This is a genomic window from Desulfosporosinus lacus DSM 15449, assembly GCF_900129935.1.
In the GTDB taxonomy this organism is placed as follows: Bacteria; Bacillota; Desulfitobacteriia; order Desulfitobacteriales; family Desulfitobacteriaceae; genus Desulfosporosinus; species Desulfosporosinus lacus.
Genome location: NZ_FQXJ01000012.1, coordinates 78,273 through 103,829 on the forward strand (window position 1 = coordinate 78,273; position 25,557 = coordinate 103,829).

Genomic DNA, 25,557 nt, shown 5'->3' on the forward strand with positions numbered 1-25,557 from the left:
GAGCATGCAAAAAGGGAAAAGGGTAATCTATTTATTTTTAATCTTAGGGATTTCTTGGCTGATAACCGGTTGCTGGGACCGTAAGGAATTAGAGGGACGTGCAATTGTTACGCTGATTGCCCTTGACAAAGGAGAAAATAATGATATCAAATTTTCCGTTCGAGTTGTACGCACCTCTGATTCCCAGGAATCAGGTACTGGAGGCAGTTCAGGAAGCGAAAGAGCCAGTGTTATAATGAGTAGCACTGGAGATACCGTCTTTGATGCCATAAGAAATCTTGTATTAAAGTCTGGGCGCAAATTATATTATCCTCATAACACTGCTATCATTTTTGGTAATGAGATAGCTAGGGAGGGAATCCTGCCGATACTCGATGTTTTCAACCGGGACGCCGAAATGCATCCACTTACTTGGGTATTAGTTACCCCGGGAGAAGCAGCCGATATCCTTGAAGCCCAACCCACTTTGGAGAGTCTGTCGGCAAAACAGCTTGATATGATGCTTAATGATTTTGGAGCAACATCAAAAACAGTAGCTACCAACCTACTCGACACCATGAAGCAGCTAGCTTACGATTCGCCAGGGGTTGTCCTCAGTAACATTGAACTCGATCCTAATAATCCTAGAAAAGCCTTGCTTCTTAACGGTGCTGCGGTCTTCCAGAGAGACAAGCTCATCGGAAGGCTGGATCCACTAGAAACTAGAGGTTATTTGTGGAGCCAAGGTAAGGTTGAATCGGGAGTAATTACCTTTCCCTGTCCGGGTGAGGAAAATAAAAAAGTTTCCATGGAAATTAAAAGGGCTAACCGGAAAATCGAATCGGATATAAGCGATGGCCAATTGAAATTCACGATTACTATCAATGTAGAATCTCGTTTGGCTGAGCAGGCGTGCCTGACAGATTTGGGCAATCCGGAAAAACTTATGGAGTTAAAGAAGAGCCAGTGTGAGGTAATAGAAAAAGAAATCAGGAGTATTGTTGATAAAGCCCAAGAAAAATACAGTACCGATATTTTGGGGTTTGGGACTGAGTTAAGCCGAAAATTTCCGCAGGAATGGCAAAACATAAAAGAAAATTGGGCAGAGGAGTTCCCGAAGGCTGAAGTGGATATCGTTGTTAATTCCAAAATCTTCGATATTGGTTTGATTAAGCAACCGCTTTAATCGATTTGAAAGTTAAGCATGATATAACGGAACCTGTAGGAACTACCTGGAATTTTATTTATTCGACCTGTAGTTTTTACGGATGTACAAATTCTGGAACAGTCTTATAATAAATCAAGATCTATGCAGTTTAACTGAAAATGGTAAGGGATTATAAGATAGTTCATCTCTAAAGATAGAGAAGGCTAAATGTAGAGAGGAGAAATTCACTCCATGAAAAAAATAAACAAGGTTTTAGCTTCACTAGCCATTGCTGGTATGGCACTTACTATGATCCCTTTCAATGCCTTCGCAGAGGGTTTAATTCCTACTGGCATTAGCATAGGGGCGGCAACTGTTACGCAAATTTCCGTACAAATCGCTGACCAAGGCGGTTCGTCACATACGGCAACTCTTGACCAAATCGTGACTGAAATTATGTCCTATCGCGGCTATCTTAATCCTAGTGAAAAGGACTCCATCAATGAAGCAAGAACAAATTTCTTGACTTCAGTTCAAGATGGGACTTTAAGCGATAGCGCTGATGGAATTTTGACGGACCAAGTAGTTGCAAGATTTCAAGCGAGTGGTTTTACGAGGTTTGATGCAAAAGTGGCACTCATTAAGGCCCTCCGTGATTTTCAAGCGGTCCGCTATTCTGATGACACTGCTACTTTGGAAAGTGCGCTCGTAAATTTTAAAATTGAAAATGAAAGAACAATCAGAACACTTTTCGGAGATGACTTTAAAGTAGAATTATTCTATGGTTTCATGATGGCTACGCAAGATGAGCTCCAAAAAGAGATCAAAAAAGAAATTAAGAAAAATCCATCCGTTATATTAGGCCTTGTAGGCAGTTCTAACACAGAAATCAAGGATACATTCGTTGAATGGCTGAAAACGGCCTTGCACAATGTTGCAGATCCTCAGAATAGTAAGTACCACGTCTTTGATCAAAAGCTCGCAGATATTGGCTGGAATATAGATTTGCTTGTTGATACGCAACGTCAGATTGGGGCGGTCATTGATCCATCGAATGCCGCTGAAAAGGCCGTAGGAATGTCAATAATCCGCTCTCAAATCCAATACAAAATCAACGGGACTATCTACGATCCCTTGACGCCTGTGAAATTGAAAAAAAGTGATAATAAACTTAAACTTGTTTTTTCTGTCAAAGGGATAGATACTGGCGCATTTAACCTTGCAGGTCTGCTTGCTTGGAAGACCGACAATTCAGCGATTGCGACTGTTGCCGAGGATGGCTCTTCAATTAAAGCCGGTACTACAAAAGGTACAACAGTCATAACTGCTTATAGAATTAATGATTCACAAGTAGAAATGAACGAGTTAATTAGGATCACAGTGGTTGTAAATTAATTGGGATTTACTCAACGCGTATTACACTCGCTAAAGTTGCGGGAGAGGACAAATGGATTATACAGAGAGTTGGGGATTCCAGCTCTCTGTTTTTAATTAATCTTTTCAAGACAAAGATTTCGATCAAACTTATTGAAATTTGATCGAATGTTTAAGGGGGATAATTTACGACATGCGTAAAAAATGGCCACGGCTATTCTACACAAGCATGGCTATCGGCTTGGCGTGCGTTTTGGGTTTTTCAGAACAAATTTTCTCCGCCACGACTGCAACTCCCTCATTATCCAGTTTCAGTGGAACAGCAGTCACTCGCTTAGAAGGCATAGACCAATATGAAACCGCATCAAAAATTGCTGGGCATGTGATGTCATCTCTGCCACTTCCTCTGCCAGGATCTACACAGCCGACTGTTAAGGTTCTTAAGATTCAAATGCATACGGTTCCTGCCTACAACTCAGATGAAATGAGTAATGACTTAACCTTTGACATGAGTGGTGCTCAGGATAAGACTCAAGTGACTGGCTTTAGTGTCACCGTCGACCAGCCTTGCGACTTGCAATTGGATAAGATCGATAAAATCATTCCTCTTTCAGGAGGACAGGCCACCTTAGTGAACCTCGATGACTTAATTTCGGGAACACACGGCGGAAATGGGATTAGCCTAAAAACATTTAGAGCGTTTTACGGCGATAGTGTTTCAATTCAAGGGGAGCTCAAAAAGAATGGCAGTGTCGTTGGAAATTTGTCGATAACAATAAAGCTTTAGGCAGAGGCTATTTAGTGGAATTATTGTAAAAAGTTAAATAGCAAAATGTTGAACAAGTTTACGGGACTGATTTGGGAGGTTGACATGGAAGAAAAAATAGAATTGCGGCAGTATTGGGACGTGTTGCGAAAACGTTGGATGATCGTGGTGGCCTTGCCGCTCATCGCGGCACTCACCAGTGGAGTTATTAGTTTCTTTGTGATTAAACCAGTTTATCAAGCTTCAACAACGCTGATCGTTGGAAAGAAAGCTTCGGAGTCTGGACAAGCGGCAGTACAAATGCTAGATAATAGTGTGCTTCAAGCTAATCAACAACTTGCTAAAACTTACGCAACGATCGCACAGAGTCGCACTGTCGAACAAAATGTGATCAAGGACTTAAACTTACCACTGACGGTCGAAGGACTCGACAGTCTGATCTCGATAAATCCAGTAAAGACTACGGAAATTTTGGAGATCCAGGTGACCAATACAAACTCAGAGCTGGCGGCCTCGATTGCTAATACAATGGCGCAAGAGTTTTCTAAAGCTGTTATCGAAATTAAAAAAGTGGACAGCGTAAGCATTGTGGATACTGCAGTAATTCCGGATAAGCCCATTAAGCCCAGAAAAACCCTGAACGTACTGATTGCCTTTGTTGTGGGCCTTATGGCTTCTGTTGGGCTGGTCTTCCTACTGGAATATCTGGATAACACTGTAAAGACCTCGAGTGATGTAGAGAAGCTTTTGGGGATACCAGTACTAGGCATCATTCCAGACTATGAAATGGGAAAATAAGGGCAAGAGAGGGAGGTTTGATTGGTGTATTCCTTAATTACTTTCGAACAAACGAAATCTCCAATCTCAGAAGCCTATCGAGTGCTTAGAACAAATGTCCAGTTTACGAGTGTGGATTCAGAGACTCAGATAATAATGGTCACAAGCTCAGGTCCTCGGGAAGGAAAATCTCACACCGTCGCTAATCTTGGGGTTAGTATGGCTCAATCCGGAAAATCCGTTCTTATTATTGATGCTGATTTGCGTAATCCAACTCAGCATAAACTATTTGGATTGGATAATGGAGAAGGGTTATCAGTTTCCTTGGTTCAAGATCAAGACTATCATAAATATATAAGGGAAACGACTGTGCCCGGTGTCATGGTTCTCTCGGCAGGTCCTGTTCCTCCAAATCCTGCAGAACTCGTCGGATCAAAACGGATGAAATGCCTCATCGAGGAAGTCGGTGACCAATTTGAGATAGTCCTCATCGATACTCCTCCCATTATTGCAGTCACTGATGCAGCGATTCTCGCCCAGGAAGTTGATGGAGTCATCCTAGTATTAGCCTTCGGGGAAGTGAACAAGGATTATGCGCAAAAAGCCAAGGGACTGCTGGACAAGTTGGGGATTAAGATCCTCGGGGCGGTTCTCAATAAAGTGGACATGGATACCAACGATTATTACTATTACAACTATCATAACTCTTCGGAGCAGAAATAAGATGTCTGATCTGTAGATAATGATTGGAGCAGAAGGAAGCAAATGTGTAGATTTTCGTAATATTTCCTGAAATAGGAGGAATCTTAGGAATAGGTGTCAAACTTATTCAAGAAGGAAAGGGGTAATTTAATGAACTTTGACAACATTGCTGAATTAGTTCACGAATTAGCTAAAAACCCAAATCACAGCTCAGTAAAACTACCACAGTTAAAAGCTAACAGGGAAATGACCAACCGGGAATTGAACGCCATAGCCAAAGTGTTCTCCCAAGAAAAATTGTCGGGCAATTCTTTAGAGGCTATCATGAAACCGACTCTCTATTGGGTATAAAAGGGGCTTAGTTATACCATGGATATGGACGGAAGTATTACGAAGGAAATAGAATCGCTTTTGACCGAATCAGGTCTGAGCGAGGGTGTAGTAAGCATCATCAATGGTTGGCTTGATTCCAGTTTTGGAAGCAAGGGCAGGTATGGGTGGGCCCAATTAACTCTAATAACCTGCGATAGCACTGGGGGAGTCCCGGAAGAAGGGCTCCGAGGAGCAGTCGCTATGGAACTTTACGCCTTGGCAGCGGATATTTTGGACGATATTCAAGACCAAGATAACAACGATCTTCCTTGGCGTAAAGTTCCTCCTGCGCAAGGGATTAATCTGGCGACTTGTATTCTGGTTCTTAGCTACAAAGCGCTTTCTGGGTTATCTAACCCCAGGCATTTCGAGGAAGCAAGTAAGGTTTTTAACCAAATGGGGTTACAAGTCTGTGATGGGCAATTTCAGGAGTTTTTGAATGACAGTAAAGATAGAATTACCCTTGAAGAGTATTTTAAGGTTATTAATAAAAAATCCTGTGGATTAACTGCCGGCGCTTGCAAGATTGGGGCGATCTTAGGAGAAGCTGATCAAACACTTGTCGACCGGTTAGAAGAATTCGGAATGTGTTTAGGGATGATGGGTCAAATCAAAAACGATCTCGATGACTTTCTGAATTTGGAGACCAAAAGTGATTTCATTAAAGGAAGGAAAACTCTCCCCTTTGTTTATCTCCTTAATGTTCTGGATGAGATAGAAGCTGAAGAGTTAAAGTACCTGAGTACTTTGGCCATCAAAGGTTTAACTAACTTCGGGACAAATGAAAAAGGACAGTTAAGAGAATTGGTTATCAACGAAGGGACTATTCATTATTGTTCAGTAATTCACGAGATGTATATGCAGCGTGCGCTGGAGATTGTAAACCGTATCCCAATATCGGAAAAAAGTAAAGAGAAGTTGATTCAGCTTGTTGGATAAAACAACGTTTAGGCGGCTAGCACTTCGAACTGCTAATGTCGCCTTTATTATAGTTTGTGTTGTATATGTTACTATTCTGTTCAATCAACCATATGTTGGTCTAAGCCTTAAAAGTAGTGGAGTAAACTGGAACGTAACGTTTAGTGATCCCCATGGCGAGGGTTATCGTTCGGGAATTCGTGCAGGGGATAGGGTTATTAAGATTAATCACGACGACCCCGGAAAGTATCCGTCCACTAAAAAGTGGGGGGAGGCAGAAGGAGCTACAACGATTACCGTAAAAAGTCCTGAAGTGCCCATGAGAGTTGTCCAAATAGAGAATCCGCCTTTTACCTATACAATGTTAAGTGAACTCCCGATGGCGACTTTAGGAGTTGTCTTTTGGCTGGTAGGCCTTGTTACAGTCTTTAAGCGACTCTTCCTGGCCAAGGCTTATGATCTGTTCTGGTTAAATTGGCTAGCCGGTTTAGTCATAATCTTAGCCCCGGTCTCCAGTCGGGGATTGATCTTGGCGAGAGAATTAGAGGCCATTGGTTTCTCTCTGGTCCCAGTCGTCTTAGTGAAGTTTATTTCTGTCTTTACTAACAAGGTTAATCGACTAAACCAACTTATTATTTGGGTCTTAGGACTTATTTCAGCCCTTTTGGTTACGATCCTTGTTTTAAATGGGCTAGGGGTTGTTATTGAGGTTGCTGAAATCAGAAAACTCCCCCTGGTCAATGGGTTGATCGGTACGGTTGCAGTTTTAGGGAATTTAGTTTGGCTGATTAGATTACCCGCTGATAAGCCGGAGAAAAATCAGGCTGCCATTGTGCTTGCGGGTCTGGCCATGGGGTTGTTGCCCTTTGTAATCCTTACAGCGGTTCCCATCCTGATTGATGCCCCGCTTATCGCTAATCCCAAGGTCAGTGCACTTTTTATTGTAATTGTTCCGATTACCCTTAGTTATATTGTTCTAAATAGGAGCTTGCCGGATGGCCGTATGTTTCTGGAGTTCCTCATTATCTCTCTGGTTTCTGGCATTTTAACATGCCTTCTTTTTACTTATTTTTTATTTCTTATAGGAGTGATTAAGGATTTAAAGCTTGAGACTTATCTATTATGGTTGTCTTTGACCGGGATGGCGCTGGTCATCTTTAACCTTTTTAAAGTTTTCGTCCATTATGCCACGGATAAGAGTGTCTTTTTTCATGGCAGGGGTGGAATTGAAACTAAAATCGTTGCATTACACGGGAACCCATCCTCGATGAATGAAGCTTTAATTGTTGAAGAGTTAGTGAGCCAACTAGGGTTGGAAGGTGCCTTTGTTATAGCAGAGGATCAAAAAGGGTGGCACACAAAAAGCGCAGCAGGACGATATCTTGGCAATCCATCAGAACAAGCAATCCTGGAGGATTATTACCGAATAGCTAAAAACACCGGGCAGGCCATCGAGTGTTTTTCCGGCAATTTTCCTGCGGAATTGTACATACCCTTTGTTTCTGAAGAGTTTACCTGCGGAATGTTCCTGGGCCATCGTCGTTCCTATATCAAATTTAAAGCAAATGAAGTACCGTTACTCACTTCAATGTGTTATCAATTAGGTCAACGCCTCAAAGTGATCCATGTCATGAAGCAATTGTCCAGGGAAATCAATGTCATGGAGAAAAAGTCCCGGGAAACACAACGAAGAAGCCAGGGACTGGAAGTAATCAATCGATTATTATTTAGTAACCTGGAGGAAGAAAAGAAAGTTCTGGCCCGGGAAATACATGACGGATCCTTACAGATAGGCTTAGATCTAAACCGCAGGATGAAAGAATTAATTACAAATTTTCCCGCTGGAAGTAATAGTTTTCAAACCATCTCCGTAATGCAGGACATGATAGAGGATTTGAATTATGAACTTCGTTCAATTTGCACTAATTTGCGCCCATCCTCTTTGCGGGATTTGGGGCTTATTCCTGCTGTCGAGGTTATGTTTGAGCAAATTATGCAAAGAGAGCTTTTGGTAATCGTACTAGATGTCATAGGAATGAGTAGAGAGGCTCGCTTTAACGAGGATATTGAACTGGTAGCGTTTCGATTTTTGCAAGAAGGAATTAATAACGTTATAAAGCACTCCGGTTCGTCCAGAGTAAATGTCACCATTACTTTGGTCAATAGGAAAATCGAAATGTTAATGAAGGATTCCGGTAAAGGGTTTGACCCCCAGGAGATAGCAGATTGGTCGTTAACGGGCAATCATTTCGGAATTATTGGCATGAAAGAACGGATAGAAAGCTTGGGTGGGGATTTTTCTATTACTTCAAAGATCGGTCAGGGAGTGATGCTTAAGGCGTCTATTCCGATTTAGAATGGTAAAGAGTCTTAGAACTACTGAAGGAGGAGGAAGGGTAATGCTCGCTAGTTTAGAAAAGACCATAAGAGTTGTAGTAGTGGATGACCATACACTCTTTGCGGAAGGTACTGTATCGTTGCTATCTTCTGAGCCCTATATCTCTGTGGTGGGAACGGCTAAGAATGGAAGGGATTGTTTAAGACTAGTGAAGGTGGAAGATCCGGACGTGGTATTACTGGATATTAATCTTCCTGATTTCAGTGGAACCGATTTGATAGAAAAAATTAAAGAGATCGCTTCAAATGTTAAGATTATTATGCTTACCGGACAAAGCCCTGAGGGGTATGTTAATGCCTCCTTAAAAAAAGGTGCCAGTGGCTTTCTTCTTAAAGACTGTTCAAAAAGGGAAATGACAGCGGCAATATTCCAGGTCTCAAATTGTAGTGGTCAGTACTATTTTTCCCAAAACATGGCCCCCTATCTTAGATCTGTCATTGTTGGGGAAGAGGTTAGAACGGATAGTATGGAGTCAAAAAAAGCCCCTGGTACATTTCTGACTCCAAAGGAACAAGAGATCATAGAATTAATTGCCCAGGGCTTGCGCAATCGAGAAATCGCTGCTGCATTGGAGATTAAAAACCGCACTGTGGATTTCCATGTCAGCAATATCCTGTCAAAGTTAGGCGCAAAATCCCGCTTAGAGGCTGTATTGATTTATACAAAGGATAATGTGATAGGGGATAAGATCAGTTAAAGAATGAGCTTAAGTTTAATAACAAGAGAATGCAAAAGAGTCACACGCAATGTGTGGCTCTTTTGCATTCTGAGGATTAATTAAAGGTTAACCTGTAGGAACTACCTAAAAGTTTATTTATTTTCCCTGTAGTTTCTCCGGATGTGCAAATATTGGAAGGGACTTATAATAAATTCTAACATATTAACCCCTTAATGGTTTGGAGAACTATCTTGCCGTCTTTCTCGACGAAATCAATACAAAACGTTGCACAAAGCAGAAAGGTTTGAGTAAGGAGGAGATAATTCTGTATTTGTACTACTGTAAAGGAAGGTCCATCCATGAAATTTAACCGGAAATCCTTAGCTTTAATGTTGATTGATGCAGTATTAGTTAACTTAGCTGCATTTGGAAGCTTTTACCTCCGTTTTGAAGGAAATATTCCTCAGGAATATTTCTTGACATATTATCATACAGCTTGGGCTGGAACGCTGATTTACTTAGTCATCTTCTCCTTATTTGGCCTGTATAATCGGCTTTGGCAGTATGCCAGTATCAGCGAACTTCTTTCAATTGTTTATGCAGTTACGGTTGGAACGAGTAGTGTAATACTCGTCATTTATTTTTTAGCCCCCATGCGCTATCCAAACACGGTAGCTGTGTTATTATGGCTGACCACCACGTTTTTAATCGGAGGCTCTCGTTTCCTAGGTCGCATATTACAAGATAGTGTTTTCAACCTGCATTTTTCCGGAATGCCGAAGCGGGTCCTGATTATTGGGGCCGGAGATGCAGGGGCCTTAGCGGTCCGTGAATTGAAAAATAGCAATTATCGTGAAGGTTATCCGGTGGGGATTATCGATGATGCTCCGCAAAAGCAAAAACTCAAGTTGATGGGAATTCCCGTCTTAGGAACCAGGGAGGATATCACGCGAGTTATGAGATCCCACAAAGTTGAAGAAGTCATTATTGCTATGCCTTCAGCGCCAGGGGATGTGATTCGGGATATTAATGAGATTTGCGAAAAGAGTGGACTGGTCATTAAGATCATTCCGGGTATTTATAACTATTTAAGTGGAGAAATGGATAGCTTAAAAATCCGGGAAGTTCAGATCGAAGATTTATTGGGAAGGGATCAGGTGAATCTCGATATTGAGGAAGTAGCGGGTTATTTGGCAGGAGAAACCGTCTTAATTACAGGAGCTGGTGGATCAATCGGCTCGGAACTCTGTCGGCAAATATGTAGATTTAACCCCCAAAAGCTTATCCTGGCTGGACGTGGGGAGAACAGTATTTTTGATATCGAGCAAGAACTGCGTTCGGAATGTCCAGGGGTTAAGGTTGTCACAGAAATCCTGGACGTGAAAGATATAGAAAAGGTCGGATTGGTTTTTAGAAGGTACAAACCGGGAGTTGTCTTTCATGCTGCTGCTCATAAGCACGTTCCACTCATGGAGCGAAATCCTGAAGAGGCTTTAAAGAACAACATTTTAGGAACTTATAATGTGGCAGAGATCTCGGATGTTACCCAGGTAAAAACCTTTGTTCTTATTTCCACAGATAAGGCTATCAATCCCACGAGTATTATGGGGGCCACAAAGCGAGTGGCGGAGATGATCATTCAAAGTCTCGATCGACAATCCCAGACGCGTTTCGTCGCCGTTCGCTTTGGCAATGTTCTAGGGAGTCGAGGAAGTGTAATTCCCACCTTCAAGAAACAGATTAACAAGGGTGGTCCTGTGACAGTGACTCATCCTGAGATGGTTCGTTACTTTATGACCATTCCGGAAGCGGCCCAGCTGGTGATTCAAGCGGGTGCCATGGCTCGGGGTGGGGAAGTTTTCATTCTGGATATGGGAAAACCGGTTAAGATTGTTGATTTGGCACGAGATTTGATTCGGCTGTCAGGGTTTGAAGTGGATGTGGATATTAAGATTGAATATACAGGCATCCGTCCCGGGGAGAAGCTGTATGAGGAGCTGCTCACGGCAGAGGAGGGGGCTGCCAGTACAAAGCATCAGAGAATTTTTGTGGCAAAGCCAAATGGAATAGATGTTGCAGGGATTGAGGGCTTGGTTCAGATGATTAGGGAGAGAGGTTCGTACTTGACGAGGGAAGAGATCGTAAAAGAGTTGGGTGAGGTTGTGCCGGGGTTTAAACAACTTCCGGGGAAGAGAGAGATAGGGAGGGTTTTTAAATGATTCCGTTAGCAAGACCAGATATCACTGAGAAAGAAAAACAAGCCGTACTAGCGGTTTTGGACTCGAATCTGTTAAGCTTAGGGCCGAAATTGAATGAATTCGAAGAAAAAATGGCAGCTTACGCCGGAACACAGTATGCCATAGCCTGTAATAGTGGAACCAGTGGTTTACATATGATTATAGCTGCGCTGGGAATAAAGGATGGGGATGAAGTAATTACTACGTCCTTTAGTTTTATTTCCTCTAGTAACTGTATGTTATTTGAACGGGCCAAACCTGTGTTTGTTGATATTGATGAGAAGACCTATAACTTGGATACAACCCAGATTGAGGAGAAGATTACGGAAAGAACCAAAGCAATTTTACCGGTTCATGTCTTCGGGCAACCTGCCAACATGAATGACATAAGACGTATTGCTCTTAAACATGGCTTAGCTATTATTGAAGACTCTTGCGAGGCAATTGGGGCAGAGTGGAATGGTAAGAAAGCCGGGACGATGTCTAATGCCGGGGTCTTCGCCTTTTACCCCAATAAGCAAATGACAACGGGTGAAGGTGGAGTGGTTGTTACGAACAATGAAAACCTGGCTAAGTTATGTTATAGCCTTCGGAATCAAGGACGAGGAATTGATACTCAGTGGCTCGATCATGTTCGGTTAGGTTACAACTATCGGATGAGTGACATTAGTTGCGCACTTGGTATTGCACAATTGGAACGTATTGATGAGATCCTCGCTAAACGCCAACGAGCTGCTGATTTCTATATGGAAAAGCTTAAGGATGTGGAAGGGGTTATTCTTCCGACCATTGACGAGAGAGCGAAAATGAGTTGGTTTGTTTTTGTCATAAGGTTTGAACCTTGGATCAATCGAAATCTTGTTATGCAAACCCTCTTAGATCAGGGTGTCGGATGTAGGCCATACTTTACTGCGATTCACCTTCAGCCTTTCTATCGAGAGATGTTTGGGTATAAGGAAGGGGATTTCCCGGTGACAGAACATGTGGCAAGCGGTACTTTGGCTATTCCATTTTTTAATAACATCACTGAGGAGCAAATCGATATGGTCGTGGCTGAGGTTAAGAAAGCTATTCGGTATGCCTCTATACCTGATTCTAAAGCACGGCTTAAGAGATGTAAATTAGGAGTGTAAGTGATCATGTTATCTTACGTTAAGGTTAAGAGAGTCATGGATTTATTATTTTCAATTATTTTGTTGATTGTAGTATCCCCGATTATGCTTTGTGCAGCAATTGCCATCAAGTTAGGATCCCGGGGGCCCGTACTCTTTAAACAAGAACGGCCAGGTAAAGATAGAGTAATATTCACGATCTACAAGTTTCGTACCATGCGCCTGGAGAGGGAGAAAGACGGTCGCTCCTTATCCGATATGGAGCGTCTGACTCCTGTGGGTGGGATTTTACGAAAGCTTAGTGTGGATGAGTTACCTCAGCTTTTTAATATTTTAAAAGGGGATATGAGTTTCATTGGTCCCCGTCCTTTGATGGTTCGGTATTTAGAGCGTTATACCCCTGAACAGATGCGACGGCATGAGGTGACACCTGGAATATCCGGGTGGGCACAAATCCATGGTCGTAATCAGGTAGGCTGGGAGACACGATTTAAATATGATGTGTGGTATGTAGACCATATTTCCTTTTGGCTGGATTTAAGGATCTTCCTTAAGACTTTGGGGATTGTGCTTATCAGGAGCGGGGTTAATCAGTCCAAGAATCAAACCATGGAAGAGTTTGGTGTGGCTGAGAATAGGACAATAGGATGCAAATAAAGCGTTATTGGCTAATGGTAAGAATGGCATTTATAAGAAGTGGATTTCGGAGAGCGGAGTTTGCTAAGAGGAAAGGAATCTATAACGCAATGGGTGAGAATGTTATGATTCAGTCCAGAAAAATTCCGCTCTATTCACAATTAATTCGTTTCCATCACAATATTATGGTTGCCTCGAATGTGACGTTTCTCACACATGATGTAACCCATAATATCCTTAATAATGCATTTCCTGATAACAAGTTTACAGAAAAAATTGGCTGTATTGAGATTATGGACAATGTCTTTATTGGTGCCAATTCTACGATCTTGTATAATGTTCGAATTGGTCCTAAGGCAATTGTAGCGGCAGGGAGTGTTGTTACAAGAGATGTTCCGGAAAATTCTATTGTTGGGGGAAACCCAGCTAGGGTTATAGGTACCTTTGACGATTATGTGAAAAAAAGATTGTTAGACTTAGATGCCTATTCAGAAGCTTTAAAACCCAAAGATCAAAGAATCAAACAAGAACTGGTGGTGCTGGAATGGGCGAAGTTTCAAGCTAAAAACTAGAAAATAAATGAGGGTATGCAGTGAAAGATCTAATTATTGTTGGTGCCGGAGGGCACGGGCGGGAAGTTCTGGAGTGGGTGATGGACATCAATGAAGAGAAACCAACTTGGAATGTGTTGGGTTTTATTGATGACGATTTAAATAAATTGGATGATAAAAAAAGCAACTATAAAATCATCGGAAAAATAGTGGACTGGACTATTGAGAAAAATCAATGCTTTGCTTTGGGCATTGCTTCACCGGTCATTAAAGAAAAGGTGACTCAGCTGCTGATGGATCGGGGTGCTGAATTTGCCTCAGTTATTCATCCCACCGCTAGAATTGCCGAAAGCGCAACCTATGGGATTGGATTTGTTGCCTACCCCAATTCAGGGATAGGGCCGGACGCCTATGTGGGGGATTTTGTCACACTGTTGTCTTCGAAAATCGGTCATGATGCTTGGGTGGGGGATTACACCACAATATCTTCCCACTGTGGGGTTAATGGAGAGGTCAAATTGGGCAAGAGGGTTTTCCTAGGCAGTCATGTAGCAATTGTGCCCAATAAGAGAATTGGGGATGACGTGTATGTCGGACTTGGTAGTGTTGTGATAAATGATGTAGAGAAGGGTGTAAAGGTTTTTGGGAATCCTGCCAGGAGAGCACGATAAAATCATCGCAACTAAGGAGATGGACAGATATGAATAACCTGAAGAAATACAATAAGGTTTTTACAACGTTATTTAATATAAGTGACAATCAGTTAAACAAAGACTTTACCTTTAATAATGTAGAGGATTGGGATTCAATTGTTCACTTGTCGTTGATAACAGAGCTTGAAGATACCTTTAATGTAATGTTAGAGACCGAAGATATACTCTCCTTTGGTTCCTATGAGAACGGTATGAGGATATTGGAAAAGTATGAAATTTCGTTTACTGATGTTTAGGAGGTTAGAATGACTGGTTTATTGCGAGATAAAGTATGTATTGTTACCGGTGCGGGAAAAGGCATCGGTCGAGCAATAGCTGAAAGCTTTGCTGCGGAAGGCGCTTATGTGTATGCCAATGACGCAAGAGAAGGTTCTGTAGATTCTTGGCTTATAGCAAGTGAAATGCGGCATCGAATTATGCCGCTTTATTTTAACATAACGGATTCGGCAGGGGTTAAGAATGCTTTAACTCACATAAAAAAGGAAAAACAACGGCTGGATGTGCTTGTGAACAATGCAGGGGTTGAATATAACGAGCTTATTGGCATGATATCCCAGGAAAACATGGAAAAAATGTTTTCTATTAATGTCTTTGGAACTATTGAAATGCTGCAAATGGCAAGTCGGCTGATGTCAAGACAAGAAAGTGGGGGCAGCATTATCAATATATCCTCATTGGTCGGAATCAGAGGCAACCGAGGGCAACTTGTCTATTCAGCAACCAAGGGTGCGGTTATAGCTTTGACAAAATCTGCAGCTAAAGAACTTGCCTCGAAAAATATAAGGGTGAATTCCATTGCTCCGGGCCTCACAAAAACAGAGATGATGGAAGCCGCAGATATTGAGAAGTTAAAAGGCAGGATTGCCAACATTAGCATGGGGCGCATTGCGGAACCTTCAGATATAGCACGAGCCTGCGTTTTTTTTGCTTCGGATTTGTCAGGGTATGTGTCGGGACAAGTTCTTGTGGTGGATGGCTGTACGATAATGTGAGGAGGGATATACATGCATTTAGGAATTGATAGACACCGACCAGATAGAATTGCCGCCATTGATGATACGGGCACGGAGTTAAGCTATGGTGGATTGTGTGATTTTGCCCTAGAGTTCGGATCCATGATGCCACGACGGTCTATCGTTTTTTGTTTATGTGAGAATACAATTGGTGCTCTATCCGGATACATAGGCTGTTTATCCAATCATATTGTTCCTCTTTTGATTGGTGCTGCCATCGACCGCAAGTTACTGGTTCATTTGATGGAGGTATACACACCGGCTTACATGTGGATGCCCGAGGGGCTCGTATCTGAATTTAACTATCCCATATTATATAAAGGGTATGGATTTGTCCTTGTTCGTACGGAACATGAACCATATCCCATAAATGACGACTTGGCGATGCTTCTCACCACCTCCGGCTCAACGGGCAGCCCGAAATTGGTACGTCATAAATACATCAATCTTGTTGCCAACGCCAAAAATGTTGCCGCATTATTTGACTGGACAAAGAAAGACCGTGCGGTTGTGGATTTGCCGATACAGTATACTATGGGCCTTAATGTCATTAACAGTCATCTGTATGCAGGCGCATCCGTGCTGCTTACGGAGCACAATCTTATGAGTCCTGATTTCTGGCGGAATATTAAGGATCAGCGGGCAACTAATTTTACAGGAGTTCCTTTCAGTTACGAGGTTTTATTTAAACTCCGTTTTACTCGAATGGATTTGCCATATTTGACCACCTTCGCCGAAGGAGGAGGAAAGCTAACTGATGGAATGTTTGCCGATACTGCCGACTATGCAAGCCGTACCGGAAAGAGATTCTTCGCCACCTTTGGCACAACCGAGACCTCGGCTCGACTGGCCTTTTTACCTGCGGAGCTTGCGAATTCTAAGATTGGAAGCATTGGTCAAGCGATACCTGGAGGGGAATTGTTTTTGCTCGATGAAAAGGGCAACGAAATAAAGCAAAAGGAAGCCGAGGGCGAGTTGGGATATAGAGGGCCAAATGTGACTATGGGGTATGCTTATTGTCGTGATGATTTAATGCTTGGGGATGAATGGCAGGGTGAATATCGTACGGGGGATATTGCTAGGAGAGATAGGGACGGATGCTATTACATTCTCGGTAGGAAAAGTAGGTTTTTAAAGCTCTATGGACTACGGGTTAGCCTGGACAGATGTGAAAGGTTAATAAAGGATGAGTTCAAGATAGATTGTGTCTGTACAGGCACGGACAAAAGAATGGATATTTACATCACAGAGGATAAATACAAAGATGAAGTTCGAAGATTTATCAGTATAAAAACTAGGATAATTATGTCTGCCTATGCTGTGTTTATTGTTGAGATTATTCCACGCAATGAGTCAGGTAAGGTTCAGTACGAGGCGTTAGATAGAAAGCTGGCATTGCGGTTGATTTGAATCAGGGTATTTATCGAGCTGAAGGATAGTTATAAAGGGCTGATAGGAGCTCGATAAAATGGAGGATGCATATGGAACTACAGCTGGAGCGGAAGCAAAATGTGACTGCCGTTAAATTTTCTATATCAAAACAAATTCTTGCTAATATGTGTTTTATAATGTTTTTTGCCTCGGATACGATTTCATTTTGTACGACCCGGCTTTTCAGGTTTTATGGATTGGAAGACTCTGCCTGGATTTTAACCTCTATTGTTATTTACTTTCCTCTTCTATTGATGCCATTTGTAATTGGAGAAAGAAGACGGACACGTGATTTCTTTATACTTTGGGTGACTGTATTAGTAGCATTCATAGTTACAATTATCGTCCACCCTGAATATGAAACTTGGTTTAAACATCCGCTTTATGGTGTCTTTGATTACATTTTTAGACCAGATCGTGCTTTGTATGCTTATTTTATGGTGCGGATTATTAATGATCCTAAGCAAATCCTCTTAAATTTGAAATTTGTTTCATATATTTTTGCGATTTATGGATTATATAAATTTACGAATGCCATGCAAGTTGGCAGCTGGTTAACCTTAACGGCAAATGGATATGAAGAACTTTCATATAGTATGAGCTTTGGCTATGACATGATGTTACCGTCAATGGTGTTTCTGTATTATGCAATGAGAGATAAGAAACCATTACACTGGGCACTTAGCATCATGTGTATATTTATGATTTTAGTGGCGGGTTCTCGAGCGCCTTTGTTGTGGATTATCGTATTTTTTGCAGTGATGCTGATCAAAGGTTTTATAACCAGTAAGGTCAAGGTAATTTGGGGTTTGACTGTACCTGTCTTTTTGTTGATATATCTGAAGCTTGAAGACTTAATTGGGTTTCTTGTGTTTTTTTTGCAAGATCGAGGTATATCAGCCAGGAGTATAGACATGCTGTTATCCGGCTCCATAAGTGATGATAACGGAAGAGCAGTAATCTATGACATGTCAATCGAGATGATCAAGAACATGGGCTTCTTTGGGTATGGACTGTACGGAGATCGTTATGTTATCGGAAATTATTATTTCTGGGGGTATCCACATAATATCTTCCTGGAGATTTTGATAACCTTTGGTGTCATATGTGGGGGATTTTTAATAGTCTTCCTGTTATACCATGTTGTCAGGACACTAATAAAATGCAAAGACGATGATTGGCTGGATTTGTTTTTAATCTTTTTGGTTTGTTCCTTAAAGCTGCTGCTCTCTGATTCCTACTGGTATATACCTGAGTTTTGGGCTGCAATTGCAGTCGTATACAGTTGGAACAGACAGCAAAAAATTAATAAAAGTGAAAGGATGAAACCGATTAATGTCTGATGAGATTAAGGTTAGCATTAGTTGCTTGACATATAAACATGGAAAGTACTTAAGGCAAGCCCTTGATTCTATGTTGATGCAAAAGACAAGGTTTGCCTATGAAATAATTGTGCATGACGATGCCTCAGCGGACAATACGGCCGCTATTATTAGGGAATACGCTAAGAGGTACTCTAATATCGTCAAACCAATTCTCCAAACGGAGAATCAATATTCTAAGAATGTATCTATAACCCATAAGTTTATTCTTCCCGCAGCCAGGGGTAAATATATAGCCTATTGTGAAGGGGATGATTATTGGACTGATCCCTATAAATTACAAAAGCAAGTGGATTTTCTGGAAAAGCATCCTGAATACATTGCTACCACACATGAATGCTGGGAAGTTGATGAAAATGGAAAAATGTTGTCCAGCCGCTACTTTTATGGCTACAGAAAACGTGGGGTTTATACCTTAGAAACCCACCAAAAAAAGAGATTATTATTCGGACAAACCGCTACTCTGATGCATAGGAAAGAAGCAATTGAGCTCAATGATCCTGAGGTGGCAGATAAATATGGGAAGATAAAAGCAACAGGGGATGTAAAGAAAGCTATGCTCATTTCTATACGAGGGGACACTTATTGTTTCGAGGAAGTAATGAGTCATCATAGGCGTATTTATTCGGGCGGTGATAGTTGGAGTGCCCAGCTATCTAAAATCAATGTAAATAGATTTGTTTTCGACGAATGCCTGGCTATGGAGGATTTTGCAAGAGAAGTGATGGGGGTTAAGCTGAATTACTCCAAGCTTCTGATACTATACACTACTATTGCCCTGGGCAAGACCATATTAAAGCCTGATAAAGACAAGTGGGATAACTTCATATATATGTGTAGTATGTTTCCCAGTAAAACATATATTGTCGTCAAAATTATCCTGACATTGATTAAGTATCCTTTCCTTGTCTTAACCACAAGAGTCAGCGGTTTGCGTCACAGGCTGTTATATGGTAAAGCCTCAATCTAGGATGCAAATACATACAACTAGATTAACTGTCCAGATAGCAACAACTTTGAATACTCGCCCCACTCACCGGTAGAGTTAGGGCATTGTTAGGAAGTGTTGAAATTAATAATTATGAAAATAATGACACAAAACACACAGTCATTTCATCCTTATTTTGGAAGATGCTTGAGAGCTTAGGGGTTCAAGGAATCCAATTAATAATTCAGCTTGTTCTAGCGCGCTTACTCATGCCTAAGGATTTCGGGATCATTGCTTTGATTACTATTTTCATAAACTTGTCAAATATACTTCTGCAAAGAGGATTTACTTCGGCGCTGATACAGAACAAGGATGTTGACGAGACCGATTTTTCCACTGTGTTTTTCATAAGTATTGCAGGTTCGTGCCTATTGTATTTTATCCTATTTTTCTCAGCCCCTTTGATAGCTGACTTTTACAAATCCATGGAGCTTTCCATTGTCTTGCGTGTTTTGGCGATTTCCCTGCCCTTTAGTGCTGTAAATTCAGTGCAAATAGCCTTTGTATCCCGAAATATGCAGTTTAAGAAACTGTTTTTTAGCAGTATCGGGGCAATTGTCTGTTCCGGAACAATAGGGATTGTGATGGCTCTTGGGGATTTTGAAGTATGGGCCCTGGTTTTTCAACAGATATCCTATGTAATATTGAACTGTTTCTTTATGGCAAAGGTTGTGAAATGGCGGCCTAAAATGCTATTTTCCACAAAAAAAGCTGCAGGCCTTTTTTCCTTTGGCTGGAAAATGCTGCTTACCGCTTTGATAGACACAATATATATTGATATTTACACGATTGTCATTGGAAAAATATTCAGTACCCAGATGCTTGGATATTTCAACAGAGGAAAACAATTTCCGGCGGTAATAGTAACAAGTCTTAACGGCTCTATCCAAGCGGTTATGTTTCCTGCATTTTCTCGGGTCCAAGATGACAAATTGAAGCTTAAGAGTATGATGCGCCGCTCAATAGTCACAAGTTCGTTTATTGTGTTTCCCATAATGGCAGGACTGGCCGCAGCGGCGACTCCTATGGTGAAGTTAATTTTAACCGACAAATGGCTGTATAGTGTGCCCTTTATTCAGATATATTGTGCCTATTTTGCACTTTATCCGATACACACAGCAAACCTTCAGGCAATTAGTGCAATTGGTCGAAGTGATATTAATTTAAAATTAGAAATCATAAAAAAGTCCCTAGGTATCATCATACTCATAATGACCATACCCCAGGGAATATTTTCGATAGCTATTGGCGGAGTTGTCACCAGTTTAATCAGTTTAGTGATCAATTCCTATCCAAACATAAAGTTACTTGGTTATCCAATCCATGAACAGATCGTTGACATCTTACCATCTTTTCTTCTTTCCATTGCTATGGGAATGGTTGTTTACTCAATTATGCTTTTCCAGTTGCCGATGGGAATGACGCTGATCATGCAAGTGCTGGTGGGTGCTAGCTTTTATTTTGGAGCGGCCAGATTATTAAAGTTTGAATGTCTAAGCTATGTTGTAAAAATGGCAGGATTTACTTACCGGAATCCTTCCAAAGAACAAAAGGAGGATATGATATGAAAGACCTGATTATTGTAGGAGCTTCCAATGCAGGTAGGGATGTATTACAGGTCGTAAAGGAAATAAATAAAGTTAAAACGACATGGGATATTAAAGGATTCATTGCGGATAGTGGATTAGATATTCACAAACTCACAAATGGAGAATTCGATATTCTTGGTACGATCCATGAATGGACTCCAAAACCAGCAGAAGACTATGTGTGTGCCATAGCTGATCCTAATTCCAAGAGAATTGTGACACAACGATTAATGGAGAAGGGCGCGAAATTTGCTAATATCATTCACCCGAATGTTGAAATAAATGACTACTGCTCACTCGGAGAAGGAATCATTCTTTACAGGGACGCAGTTATAGGGCCGAATGCTGTTATAGGCAATCATGTTCATGTAAACACAAAAATTGCCCATGATTGTCAGATAGGGGATTATACTACGGTAAGTATTTTAGCGGCAATTCTAGGAAATGTGAAGATTGGTACGGGTGTTTTTGTCAGCGCAGGTTCCACAGTTATTCCGCATGTAACTATTGGTGACAATGCGTATATTGGTGCGGGCAGCGTGGTAATCAAGAATGTTGAAAATAATACCAAAGTATTCGGTAATCCTGCAAGAGCAACAAGGTGAAGGTTAAAGGAAATTTGAAGATGACCAAACTGTATTTATTAAAGAAAGAAAATGCTGTTAGTTACTCAGAACTATTTACCAGAAAGGTTTTAGGTAAATGGTTAGATGTGGATGGAAGTAGTTTATCTATCTGTATTGATGAGTTTGGTAAACCCTACCTAAGGGACTATCCAAATCTACACTATAATCTATCTCACAAAAAAGGGGCTATAGTTTGTGCCGTGTCAGAGGAACCGGTGGGGGTGGATATTGAAAGTGTAAAAAAATTTGATAAACGGGTTGCCGAGCGTTTCTTTACTCAAAATGAGCAAACTTATATTTTTGCGTATAAGAGAAATCAAGATAAGAGATTTGCCAAAATATGGACTAGAAAAGAAGCTTATGTTAAATGGATAGGCAAAGGGATGATGATCCCCTTTAGGTCCTTTGATGTTCTCAAAACAGATCGTAATGATGTGTGTATTTATACGGAATATATCGGTGGATATATTATATCGGTTTGTAATTCTTCTCTGGATAAAATGAACTAGTATTGTATTTAAACAATTTGCACTTGTTGAGAGGATATCGGACTATTTTTTCCTCGTTTTTAGTTCAATTATTTGCTAATTGACATCATACCCTTGAATGTGCAATTGGCATTTAACTTAAAGGGAGAAATTATTTAATGAATAATATCTTTTATGATTTAATGAACTCTTGGCTCACTAAGGAAGGTGTTAATTCAACTGAAGCCTTACTCCAATGGATAAATGAACAAAACAGGAATCTAGAAGTGAAAATAGAGAGAATATCGCTAGAGGAAAGCAATTTTTGGTTCTTTGATAAGCATTCTGGATTGATAAAGAATAAAAACAATAGCTTTTTCTCGATATCTGGAATTCAACAATATCAGAAGGATGATCTGCTTATAGAGCAACCCATTATTATACAGAACGAAATAGGATTTTTAGGGGTTATCTTCCAGAAGATAAATGGAGTACTTCACTTCTTAATGCAAGCTAAAATAGAGCCCGGTAACATTAATAAAGTACAAATTTCGCCCACCATACAAGCAACCAAGAGTAATTTTACCCAGAAACACGGAGGCAAGAGACCTGATTTTCTTGACTATTTTATAGAAGCAAAACCCCATCAAACACTTGTCGATCAGATTCAATCTGAGCAGTCTTCTCGGTTTTTAAAAAAAAGAAATAGAAACGTTATTCTATATTTGGACAAGCAGATTACTGTACCACCCACTCACAAATGGATGACATTAGGTCAAATTAAAGAATTAATGCGTTTTGATAACTTGGTTAATATGGATACACGTACAGTTCTTTCTTGCATTCCTTTTTCGCTGATGGATACGGAAAACGGGGGATTGGAGGAAATTGGGGAAAAATGCAAGGATAAAGCCCTGTTACGTTCGATTAGTGGCCCTGCAAGCCAGCCTATATTAACAGATATCTACCATTCTTTTAATAACTATAAAATGTTTAGTGAGACGGATACAAGATTGGTAGGCCTGGACTCATTAAAGAACTGGCATATGGAGAAAGACAGATTTGTTTGCGAGGATCCTTTTCCCTTTCGTTTGATTTTTTGTGACATATCGATTGAAGGACGTGAAGTGGTTAACTGGACACAACCACTTTTTGAGGCCCAAGGGATTGCCACTTTTGGACTCGTAAGTTGTGAAGATAATGGCATAAAGAAGTTTCTTGTCAAGGCTAAGCCTGAAATTGGGTGCCTGGATGGAATAGAATTAGGCCCAACTGTTCAACATGAAGTGACTCATGACAGGGATGAGGATGAGATTACTAGTTTATTTTATGAAAAACTTTCTTCGAGTAAGAGTGTTAGGGTTGATGTATTGCTTTCTGAAGAAGGCGGACGCTTTTACCATGAACAAAATCGAAATGTAATTATTGAAATTCAGAAAGATGAAATCCTCTGGGATTTGCCACGAGGTTATTTTTGGAGTGATTACAAAACACTAAACACTCTTACCCAGGTAAATAATTGCTTAAATATACAACTGCGAAATCTACTCTCATTGTTGGAGGTGTGAAATGAAGAAATTAAGAATCGGGATATTAGGCCCCTCGGATATTGCTTTCCGTCGTTTTTTACCGGCACTTAAAAATAGCGAACACTTTGAATGTGCAGGAGTGGCTATTGCAAAACCTCATGAGCGAAATCAATCCTACAATGACCATGAACTAAAAGCCATGCTCAAAAAATCCATGCAAAAAGCTGAGGACTTTTTAAAGAATTATCAAGGTGCTATTTTTAACGGCTATGAAGAGCTGTTGTCTTCAAGCATTGAAGCCATATATATTCCATTGCCTCCGGCTTTACACTATGTCTGGGCCAAAAAAGCTTTGGACTATGGGAAGCATGTGTTGCTGGAAAAACCTTTCACAACCAATTTGGCTGATACAAAGAAGTTGCTTAAAATAGCAGAGCGACAGGGATTGGCAGTCCACGAAAACTATGCCTTTTGTTATCATGCGCAGATTAATAAAATTCGTCAGCTGATTGAGGATAGTGAGATCGGAGAAATAAGGCAGATAAGGGCCGCTTTTGGTTTTCCCTACCGGGGAGCTGCTGATTTTAGATATGACAGAGAACTAGGCGGAGGAGCTTTGTTGGATAGTGGGGGTTATCCTATTAAATTGTCAACCCTGTTTCTTGGTAAAACGGCACAAATTATGACAGCTGCACTGCAATCTGCCAAAAAACACAATGTCGATGTATTTGGAAGTGCCACTTTAGAAAATGCTGATGGTATTACGGCCCAGGTTTCCTTTGGGATGGATAATTCCTATAAATGTGAACTGGAAATATGGGGGAGCGAAGGTAGTATTTATGCTCCAAGAATTTTTACCGCCCCTGCCAACTTGACAGCTACAGTACTGGTGAAGAAGCAGGAAGTGAGAGTCTATGAGATTGCCGGGAACGATCAGTTCCTGGGATCCATTAATCATTTCTATCATTGTATGGCAGATAACACTCTACGTCTGGAATCCTACGCTGAAATAGAAGCCCAAAGCAGACAGATTGATGACATTTTAAACTTGACTAAAAAAGCAGGGGGTAACTATGAATCTGAAATCAATACCGGTTGTTAGACCATCCATGCCGCCTTATGAGGAGTATATTCGTGAGATCGAAGATCTATGGAACAGTCGATGGCTCACTCATTCCGGGCCAAAACATCAAGCTTTAGAGAAGAAACTATGTGAATATCTGGACGTGGATAATATCTCCTTATTTGCTAATGGGCATCTGGCCCTTGAACTGGCCATTGATGCCCTAGGTTTGTCCGGCGAAATAATAACCACTCCATTTACTTTCGCCTCTACCACCCAGGCTATTGTACGTAATCGCTTAACTCCGGTGTTCTGCGACATAAATGAAGAGGACTATACCATTGATGTGAGTAAGATTGAGGCGCTTATAACTGAAAAAACCTCCGCAATCATGCCGGTGCATGTGTATGGCAATGTTTGTGATGTTGACAGGATTGATGAGATAGCCAAAAAGTATAATCTAAAGGTTATCTACGATGCAGCCCATGCCTTTGGTGTGAAGATTAAGGCTAAGGCTATTGGAAATTTCGGGGACATGTCAATGTTTAGTTTCCATGCTACGAAGGTCTTCCATACTGTTGAAGGTGGTGGTTTGACATATAGTAATTCCAAGTACTCGCCGATACTTGCAAGGCTTCGTCAGTTTGGCATGGTTGGGCAAGAATCAGTACCAACCGTCGGAACCAATGCCAAAATGACGGAAATGCATGCGGCAATGGGTCTGTGTAACCTGAGGCATATCAACGAGGAGATTGCCAAGAGAGGTCTGGCAATGCACAGATACCGTGAATTGCTGTCGGGAGTCAAAGGATTGACGATATGCAATCCCCAGAAGGATATTACCCCTAATTATAGTTATTTTCCTGTGCTATTCGATAAAAAAGAATTTGGCATGAACAGGGATGATGTTGCTGCTCTGCTTGAGAAAAATAATGTATTGGCCCGAAAATATTTTTATCCCCTTACCAATAATTTTGAAGCCTACGAAGGGATGTTTGAACTTCAGAAAACACCAGTGGCAATGAGGATAGCAGAAAATGTATTAACCCTTCCCTTATATGCTGACTTGACAGTAAAAGACGTGGATATGATTTGTAAGATTATCTTGCAATGATGGCTAAGCAGGTTG

General features: G+C 41.0%; 25 protein-coding genes. All 25 read left to right on the forward strand.

From position 1 onward, the window contains the following. Positions 1 to 4: 4 nt before the first annotated feature. The 25 genes from BUB11_RS16300 to BUB11_RS16420 all read left to right on the forward strand — a co-directional run bounded on the left by BUB11_RS16300 (position 5) and on the right by BUB11_RS16420 (position 25,542). On the forward strand, positions 5 to 1,165 hold the full coding sequence (locus BUB11_RS16300; RefSeq protein WP_073030818.1) for a Ger(x)C family spore germination protein: 1,161 nt from the start codon (positions 5 to 7) through the stop codon (positions 1,163 to 1,165). Between the two features lie 213 nt (positions 1,166 to 1,378). After that, positions 1,379 to 2,521, forward strand: coding sequence for a hypothetical protein (locus tag BUB11_RS16305; RefSeq protein ID WP_073030819.1), 1,143 nt, complete (start codon positions 1,379 to 1,381; stop codon positions 2,519 to 2,521). Between the two features lie 172 nt (positions 2,522 to 2,693). Further along, positions 2,694 to 3,287, forward strand: coding sequence for a hypothetical protein (locus BUB11_RS27845; protein WP_200797936.1), 594 nt, complete (start codon positions 2,694 to 2,696; stop codon positions 3,285 to 3,287). Positions 3,288 to 3,371: 84 nt separating this feature from the next. Continuing rightward, complete coding sequence (locus BUB11_RS16315; protein ID WP_073030820.1) at positions 3,372 to 4,064, forward strand: YveK family protein; 693 nt, start codon at positions 3,372 to 3,374, stop codon at positions 4,062 to 4,064. 21 nt (positions 4,065 to 4,085) lie between these two features. After that, positions 4,086 to 4,766, forward strand: coding sequence for a CpsD/CapB family tyrosine-protein kinase (locus BUB11_RS16320; RefSeq protein ID WP_073030821.1), 681 nt, complete (start codon positions 4,086 to 4,088; stop codon positions 4,764 to 4,766). 129 nt (positions 4,767 to 4,895) lie between these two features. Continuing rightward, the gene (locus BUB11_RS16325) at positions 4,896 to 5,096 is read left to right on the forward strand and encodes a hypothetical protein (protein ID WP_073030880.1); all 201 of its coding nucleotides are present in this window, start codon (positions 4,896 to 4,898) and stop codon (positions 5,094 to 5,096) included. A gap of 18 nt (positions 5,097 to 5,114) precedes the next feature. Continuing rightward, entirely contained in the window at positions 5,115 to 6,056 is a 942-nt protein-coding gene (locus BUB11_RS16330) for a polyprenyl synthetase family protein (protein ID WP_073030822.1), read from the forward strand. After that, positions 6,046 to 8,391 (forward strand): sensor histidine kinase, encoded by a 2,346-nt coding sequence (locus BUB11_RS16335; protein WP_073030823.1) that lies wholly within the window; start codon positions 6,046 to 6,048, stop codon positions 8,389 to 8,391. The genes BUB11_RS16330 and BUB11_RS16335 overlap by 11 nt, the downstream gene beginning before the upstream one ends. 43 nt (positions 8,392 to 8,434) lie before the next feature. Then, positions 8,435 to 9,130: a response regulator gene (locus BUB11_RS16340; RefSeq protein ID WP_073030824.1), complete on the forward strand. Its 696-nt coding sequence runs from the start codon at positions 8,435 to 8,437 to the stop codon at positions 9,128 to 9,130. A gap of 320 nt (positions 9,131 to 9,450) precedes the next feature. After that, complete coding sequence (locus tag BUB11_RS16345) at positions 9,451 to 11,310, forward strand: polysaccharide biosynthesis protein (RefSeq protein WP_073030825.1); 1,860 nt, start codon at positions 9,451 to 9,453, stop codon at positions 11,308 to 11,310. Beyond that, positions 11,307 to 12,461 (forward strand): DegT/DnrJ/EryC1/StrS family aminotransferase, encoded by a 1,155-nt coding sequence (locus BUB11_RS16350; RefSeq protein WP_073030826.1) that lies wholly within the window; start codon positions 11,307 to 11,309, stop codon positions 12,459 to 12,461. The genes BUB11_RS16345 and BUB11_RS16350 overlap by 4 nt, the downstream gene beginning before the upstream one ends. 6 nt (positions 12,462 to 12,467) lie before the next feature. Continuing rightward, positions 12,468 to 13,097: a sugar transferase gene (locus BUB11_RS16355; protein ID WP_073030827.1), complete on the forward strand. Its 630-nt coding sequence runs from the start codon at positions 12,468 to 12,470 to the stop codon at positions 13,095 to 13,097. Between the two features lie 23 nt (positions 13,098 to 13,120). Continuing rightward, positions 13,121 to 13,648, forward strand: a complete 528-nt coding sequence (locus BUB11_RS16360) for an acyltransferase (protein WP_427846319.1) — start codon at positions 13,121 to 13,123, stop codon at positions 13,646 to 13,648. A gap of 20 nt (positions 13,649 to 13,668) precedes the next feature. After that, the gene (locus BUB11_RS16365) at positions 13,669 to 14,298 is read left to right on the forward strand and encodes a NeuD/PglB/VioB family sugar acetyltransferase (protein WP_073030829.1); all 630 of its coding nucleotides are present in this window, start codon (positions 13,669 to 13,671) and stop codon (positions 14,296 to 14,298) included. Between the two features lie 29 nt (positions 14,299 to 14,327). Beyond that, on the forward strand, positions 14,328 to 14,576 hold the full coding sequence (locus BUB11_RS16370; RefSeq protein ID WP_073030830.1) for an acyl carrier protein: 249 nt from the start codon (positions 14,328 to 14,330) through the stop codon (positions 14,574 to 14,576). Positions 14,577 to 14,585: 9 nt separating this feature from the next. After that, positions 14,586 to 15,332 carry an SDR family NAD(P)-dependent oxidoreductase gene (locus tag BUB11_RS16375; RefSeq protein WP_073030831.1) on the forward strand — a complete coding sequence of 249 codons (747 nt, stop codon included), beginning with the start codon at positions 14,586 to 14,588 and terminating at the stop codon, positions 15,330 to 15,332. A 12-nt stretch (positions 15,333 to 15,344) separates the two neighbouring features. Continuing rightward, entirely contained in the window at positions 15,345 to 16,763 is a 1,419-nt protein-coding gene (locus tag BUB11_RS16380) for an AMP-binding protein (RefSeq protein WP_073030832.1), read from the forward strand. Between the two features lie 71 nt (positions 16,764 to 16,834). Then, positions 16,835 to 18,127, forward strand: coding sequence for an O-antigen ligase family protein (locus BUB11_RS16385; protein ID WP_073030833.1), 1,293 nt, complete (start codon positions 16,835 to 16,837; stop codon positions 18,125 to 18,127). Next, positions 18,120 to 19,136 carry a glycosyltransferase gene (locus tag BUB11_RS16390; protein WP_073030834.1) on the forward strand — a complete coding sequence of 339 codons (1,017 nt, stop codon included), beginning with the start codon at positions 18,120 to 18,122 and terminating at the stop codon, positions 19,134 to 19,136. Before BUB11_RS16385 ends, BUB11_RS16390 begins: the two co-directional genes overlap by 8 nt. 161 nt (positions 19,137 to 19,297) lie before the next feature. Next, positions 19,298 to 20,722, forward strand: coding sequence for a lipopolysaccharide biosynthesis protein (locus tag BUB11_RS16395; protein WP_073030881.1), 1,425 nt, complete (start codon positions 19,298 to 19,300; stop codon positions 20,720 to 20,722). After that, entirely contained in the window at positions 20,719 to 21,348 is a 630-nt protein-coding gene (locus BUB11_RS16400; protein WP_073030835.1) for an acetyltransferase, read from the forward strand. The genes BUB11_RS16395 and BUB11_RS16400 overlap by 4 nt, the downstream gene beginning before the upstream one ends. Before the next feature lie 20 nt (positions 21,349 to 21,368). Further along, positions 21,369 to 21,878, forward strand: a complete 510-nt coding sequence (locus BUB11_RS16405; RefSeq protein WP_073030882.1) for a 4'-phosphopantetheinyl transferase family protein — start codon at positions 21,369 to 21,371, stop codon at positions 21,876 to 21,878. 137 nt (positions 21,879 to 22,015) lie between these two features. After that, entirely contained in the window at positions 22,016 to 23,404 is a 1,389-nt protein-coding gene (locus BUB11_RS16410) for an NDP-hexose 2,3-dehydratase family protein (RefSeq protein ID WP_073030836.1), read from the forward strand. Between the two features lies 1 nt (position 23,405). Continuing rightward, positions 23,406 to 24,467, forward strand: a complete 1,062-nt coding sequence (locus BUB11_RS16415) for a Gfo/Idh/MocA family protein (RefSeq protein ID WP_073030837.1) — start codon at positions 23,406 to 23,408, stop codon at positions 24,465 to 24,467. Next, a complete protein-coding gene (locus BUB11_RS16420; protein WP_073030838.1) occupies positions 24,439 to 25,542 on the forward strand; it encodes a DegT/DnrJ/EryC1/StrS family aminotransferase in 1,104 nt (367 codons plus the stop codon). Before BUB11_RS16415 ends, BUB11_RS16420 begins: the two co-directional genes overlap by 29 nt. The last annotated feature ends 15 nt before the right edge of the window (positions 25,543 to 25,557 follow it).

Bases quoted from the DNA above. Each gene is read 5' to 3' on its own strand.
- BUB11_RS16300 (WP_073030818.1), top strand. From the start codon at position 5: ATGCAAAAAGGGAAAAGGGTAATCTATTTATTTTTAATCTTAGGGATT.
- BUB11_RS16305 (WP_073030819.1), top strand. From the start codon at position 1,379: ATGAAAAAAATAAACAAGGTTTTAGCTTCACTAGCCATTGCTGGTATG.
- BUB11_RS27845 (WP_200797936.1), top strand. From the start codon at position 2,694: ATGCGTAAAAAATGGCCACGGCTATTCTACACAAGCATGGCTATCGGC.
- BUB11_RS16315 (WP_073030820.1), top strand. From the start codon at position 3,372: ATGGAAGAAAAAATAGAATTGCGGCAGTATTGGGACGTGTTGCGAAAA.
- BUB11_RS16325 (WP_073030880.1), top strand. From the start codon at position 4,896: ATGAACTTTGACAACATTGCTGAATTAGTTCACGAATTAGCTAAAAAC.
- BUB11_RS16330 (WP_073030822.1), top strand. From the start codon at position 5,115: ATGGATATGGACGGAAGTATTACGAAGGAAATAGAATCGCTTTTGACC.
- BUB11_RS16340 (WP_073030824.1), top strand. From the start codon at position 8,435: ATGCTCGCTAGTTTAGAAAAGACCATAAGAGTTGTAGTAGTGGATGAC.
- BUB11_RS16345 (WP_073030825.1), top strand. From the start codon at position 9,451: ATGAAATTTAACCGGAAATCCTTAGCTTTAATGTTGATTGATGCAGTA.
- BUB11_RS16350 (WP_073030826.1), top strand. From the start codon at position 11,307: ATGATTCCGTTAGCAAGACCAGATATCACTGAGAAAGAAAAACAAGCC.
- BUB11_RS16355 (WP_073030827.1), top strand. From the start codon at position 12,468: ATGTTATCTTACGTTAAGGTTAAGAGAGTCATGGATTTATTATTTTCA.
- BUB11_RS16360 (WP_427846319.1), top strand. From the start codon at position 13,121: ATGGCATTTATAAGAAGTGGATTTCGGAGAGCGGAGTTTGCTAAGAGG.
- BUB11_RS16370 (WP_073030830.1), top strand. From the start codon at position 14,328: ATGAATAACCTGAAGAAATACAATAAGGTTTTTACAACGTTATTTAAT.
- BUB11_RS16375 (WP_073030831.1), top strand. From the start codon at position 14,586: ATGACTGGTTTATTGCGAGATAAAGTATGTATTGTTACCGGTGCGGGA.
- BUB11_RS16380 (WP_073030832.1), top strand. From the start codon at position 15,345: ATGCATTTAGGAATTGATAGACACCGACCAGATAGAATTGCCGCCATT.
- BUB11_RS16385 (WP_073030833.1), top strand. From the start codon at position 16,835: ATGGAACTACAGCTGGAGCGGAAGCAAAATGTGACTGCCGTTAAATTT.
- BUB11_RS16390 (WP_073030834.1), top strand. From the start codon at position 18,120: ATGTCTGATGAGATTAAGGTTAGCATTAGTTGCTTGACATATAAACAT.
- BUB11_RS16395 (WP_073030881.1), top strand. From the start codon at position 19,298: ATGCTTGAGAGCTTAGGGGTTCAAGGAATCCAATTAATAATTCAGCTT.
- BUB11_RS16400 (WP_073030835.1), top strand. From the start codon at position 20,719: ATGAAAGACCTGATTATTGTAGGAGCTTCCAATGCAGGTAGGGATGTA.
- BUB11_RS16405 (WP_073030882.1), top strand. From the start codon at position 21,369: ATGACCAAACTGTATTTATTAAAGAAAGAAAATGCTGTTAGTTACTCA.
- BUB11_RS16410 (WP_073030836.1), top strand. From the start codon at position 22,016: ATGAATAATATCTTTTATGATTTAATGAACTCTTGGCTCACTAAGGAA.
- BUB11_RS16415 (WP_073030837.1), top strand. From the start codon at position 23,406: ATGAAGAAATTAAGAATCGGGATATTAGGCCCCTCGGATATTGCTTTC.
- BUB11_RS16420 (WP_073030838.1), top strand. From the start codon at position 24,439: ATGAATCTGAAATCAATACCGGTTGTTAGACCATCCATGCCGCCTTAT.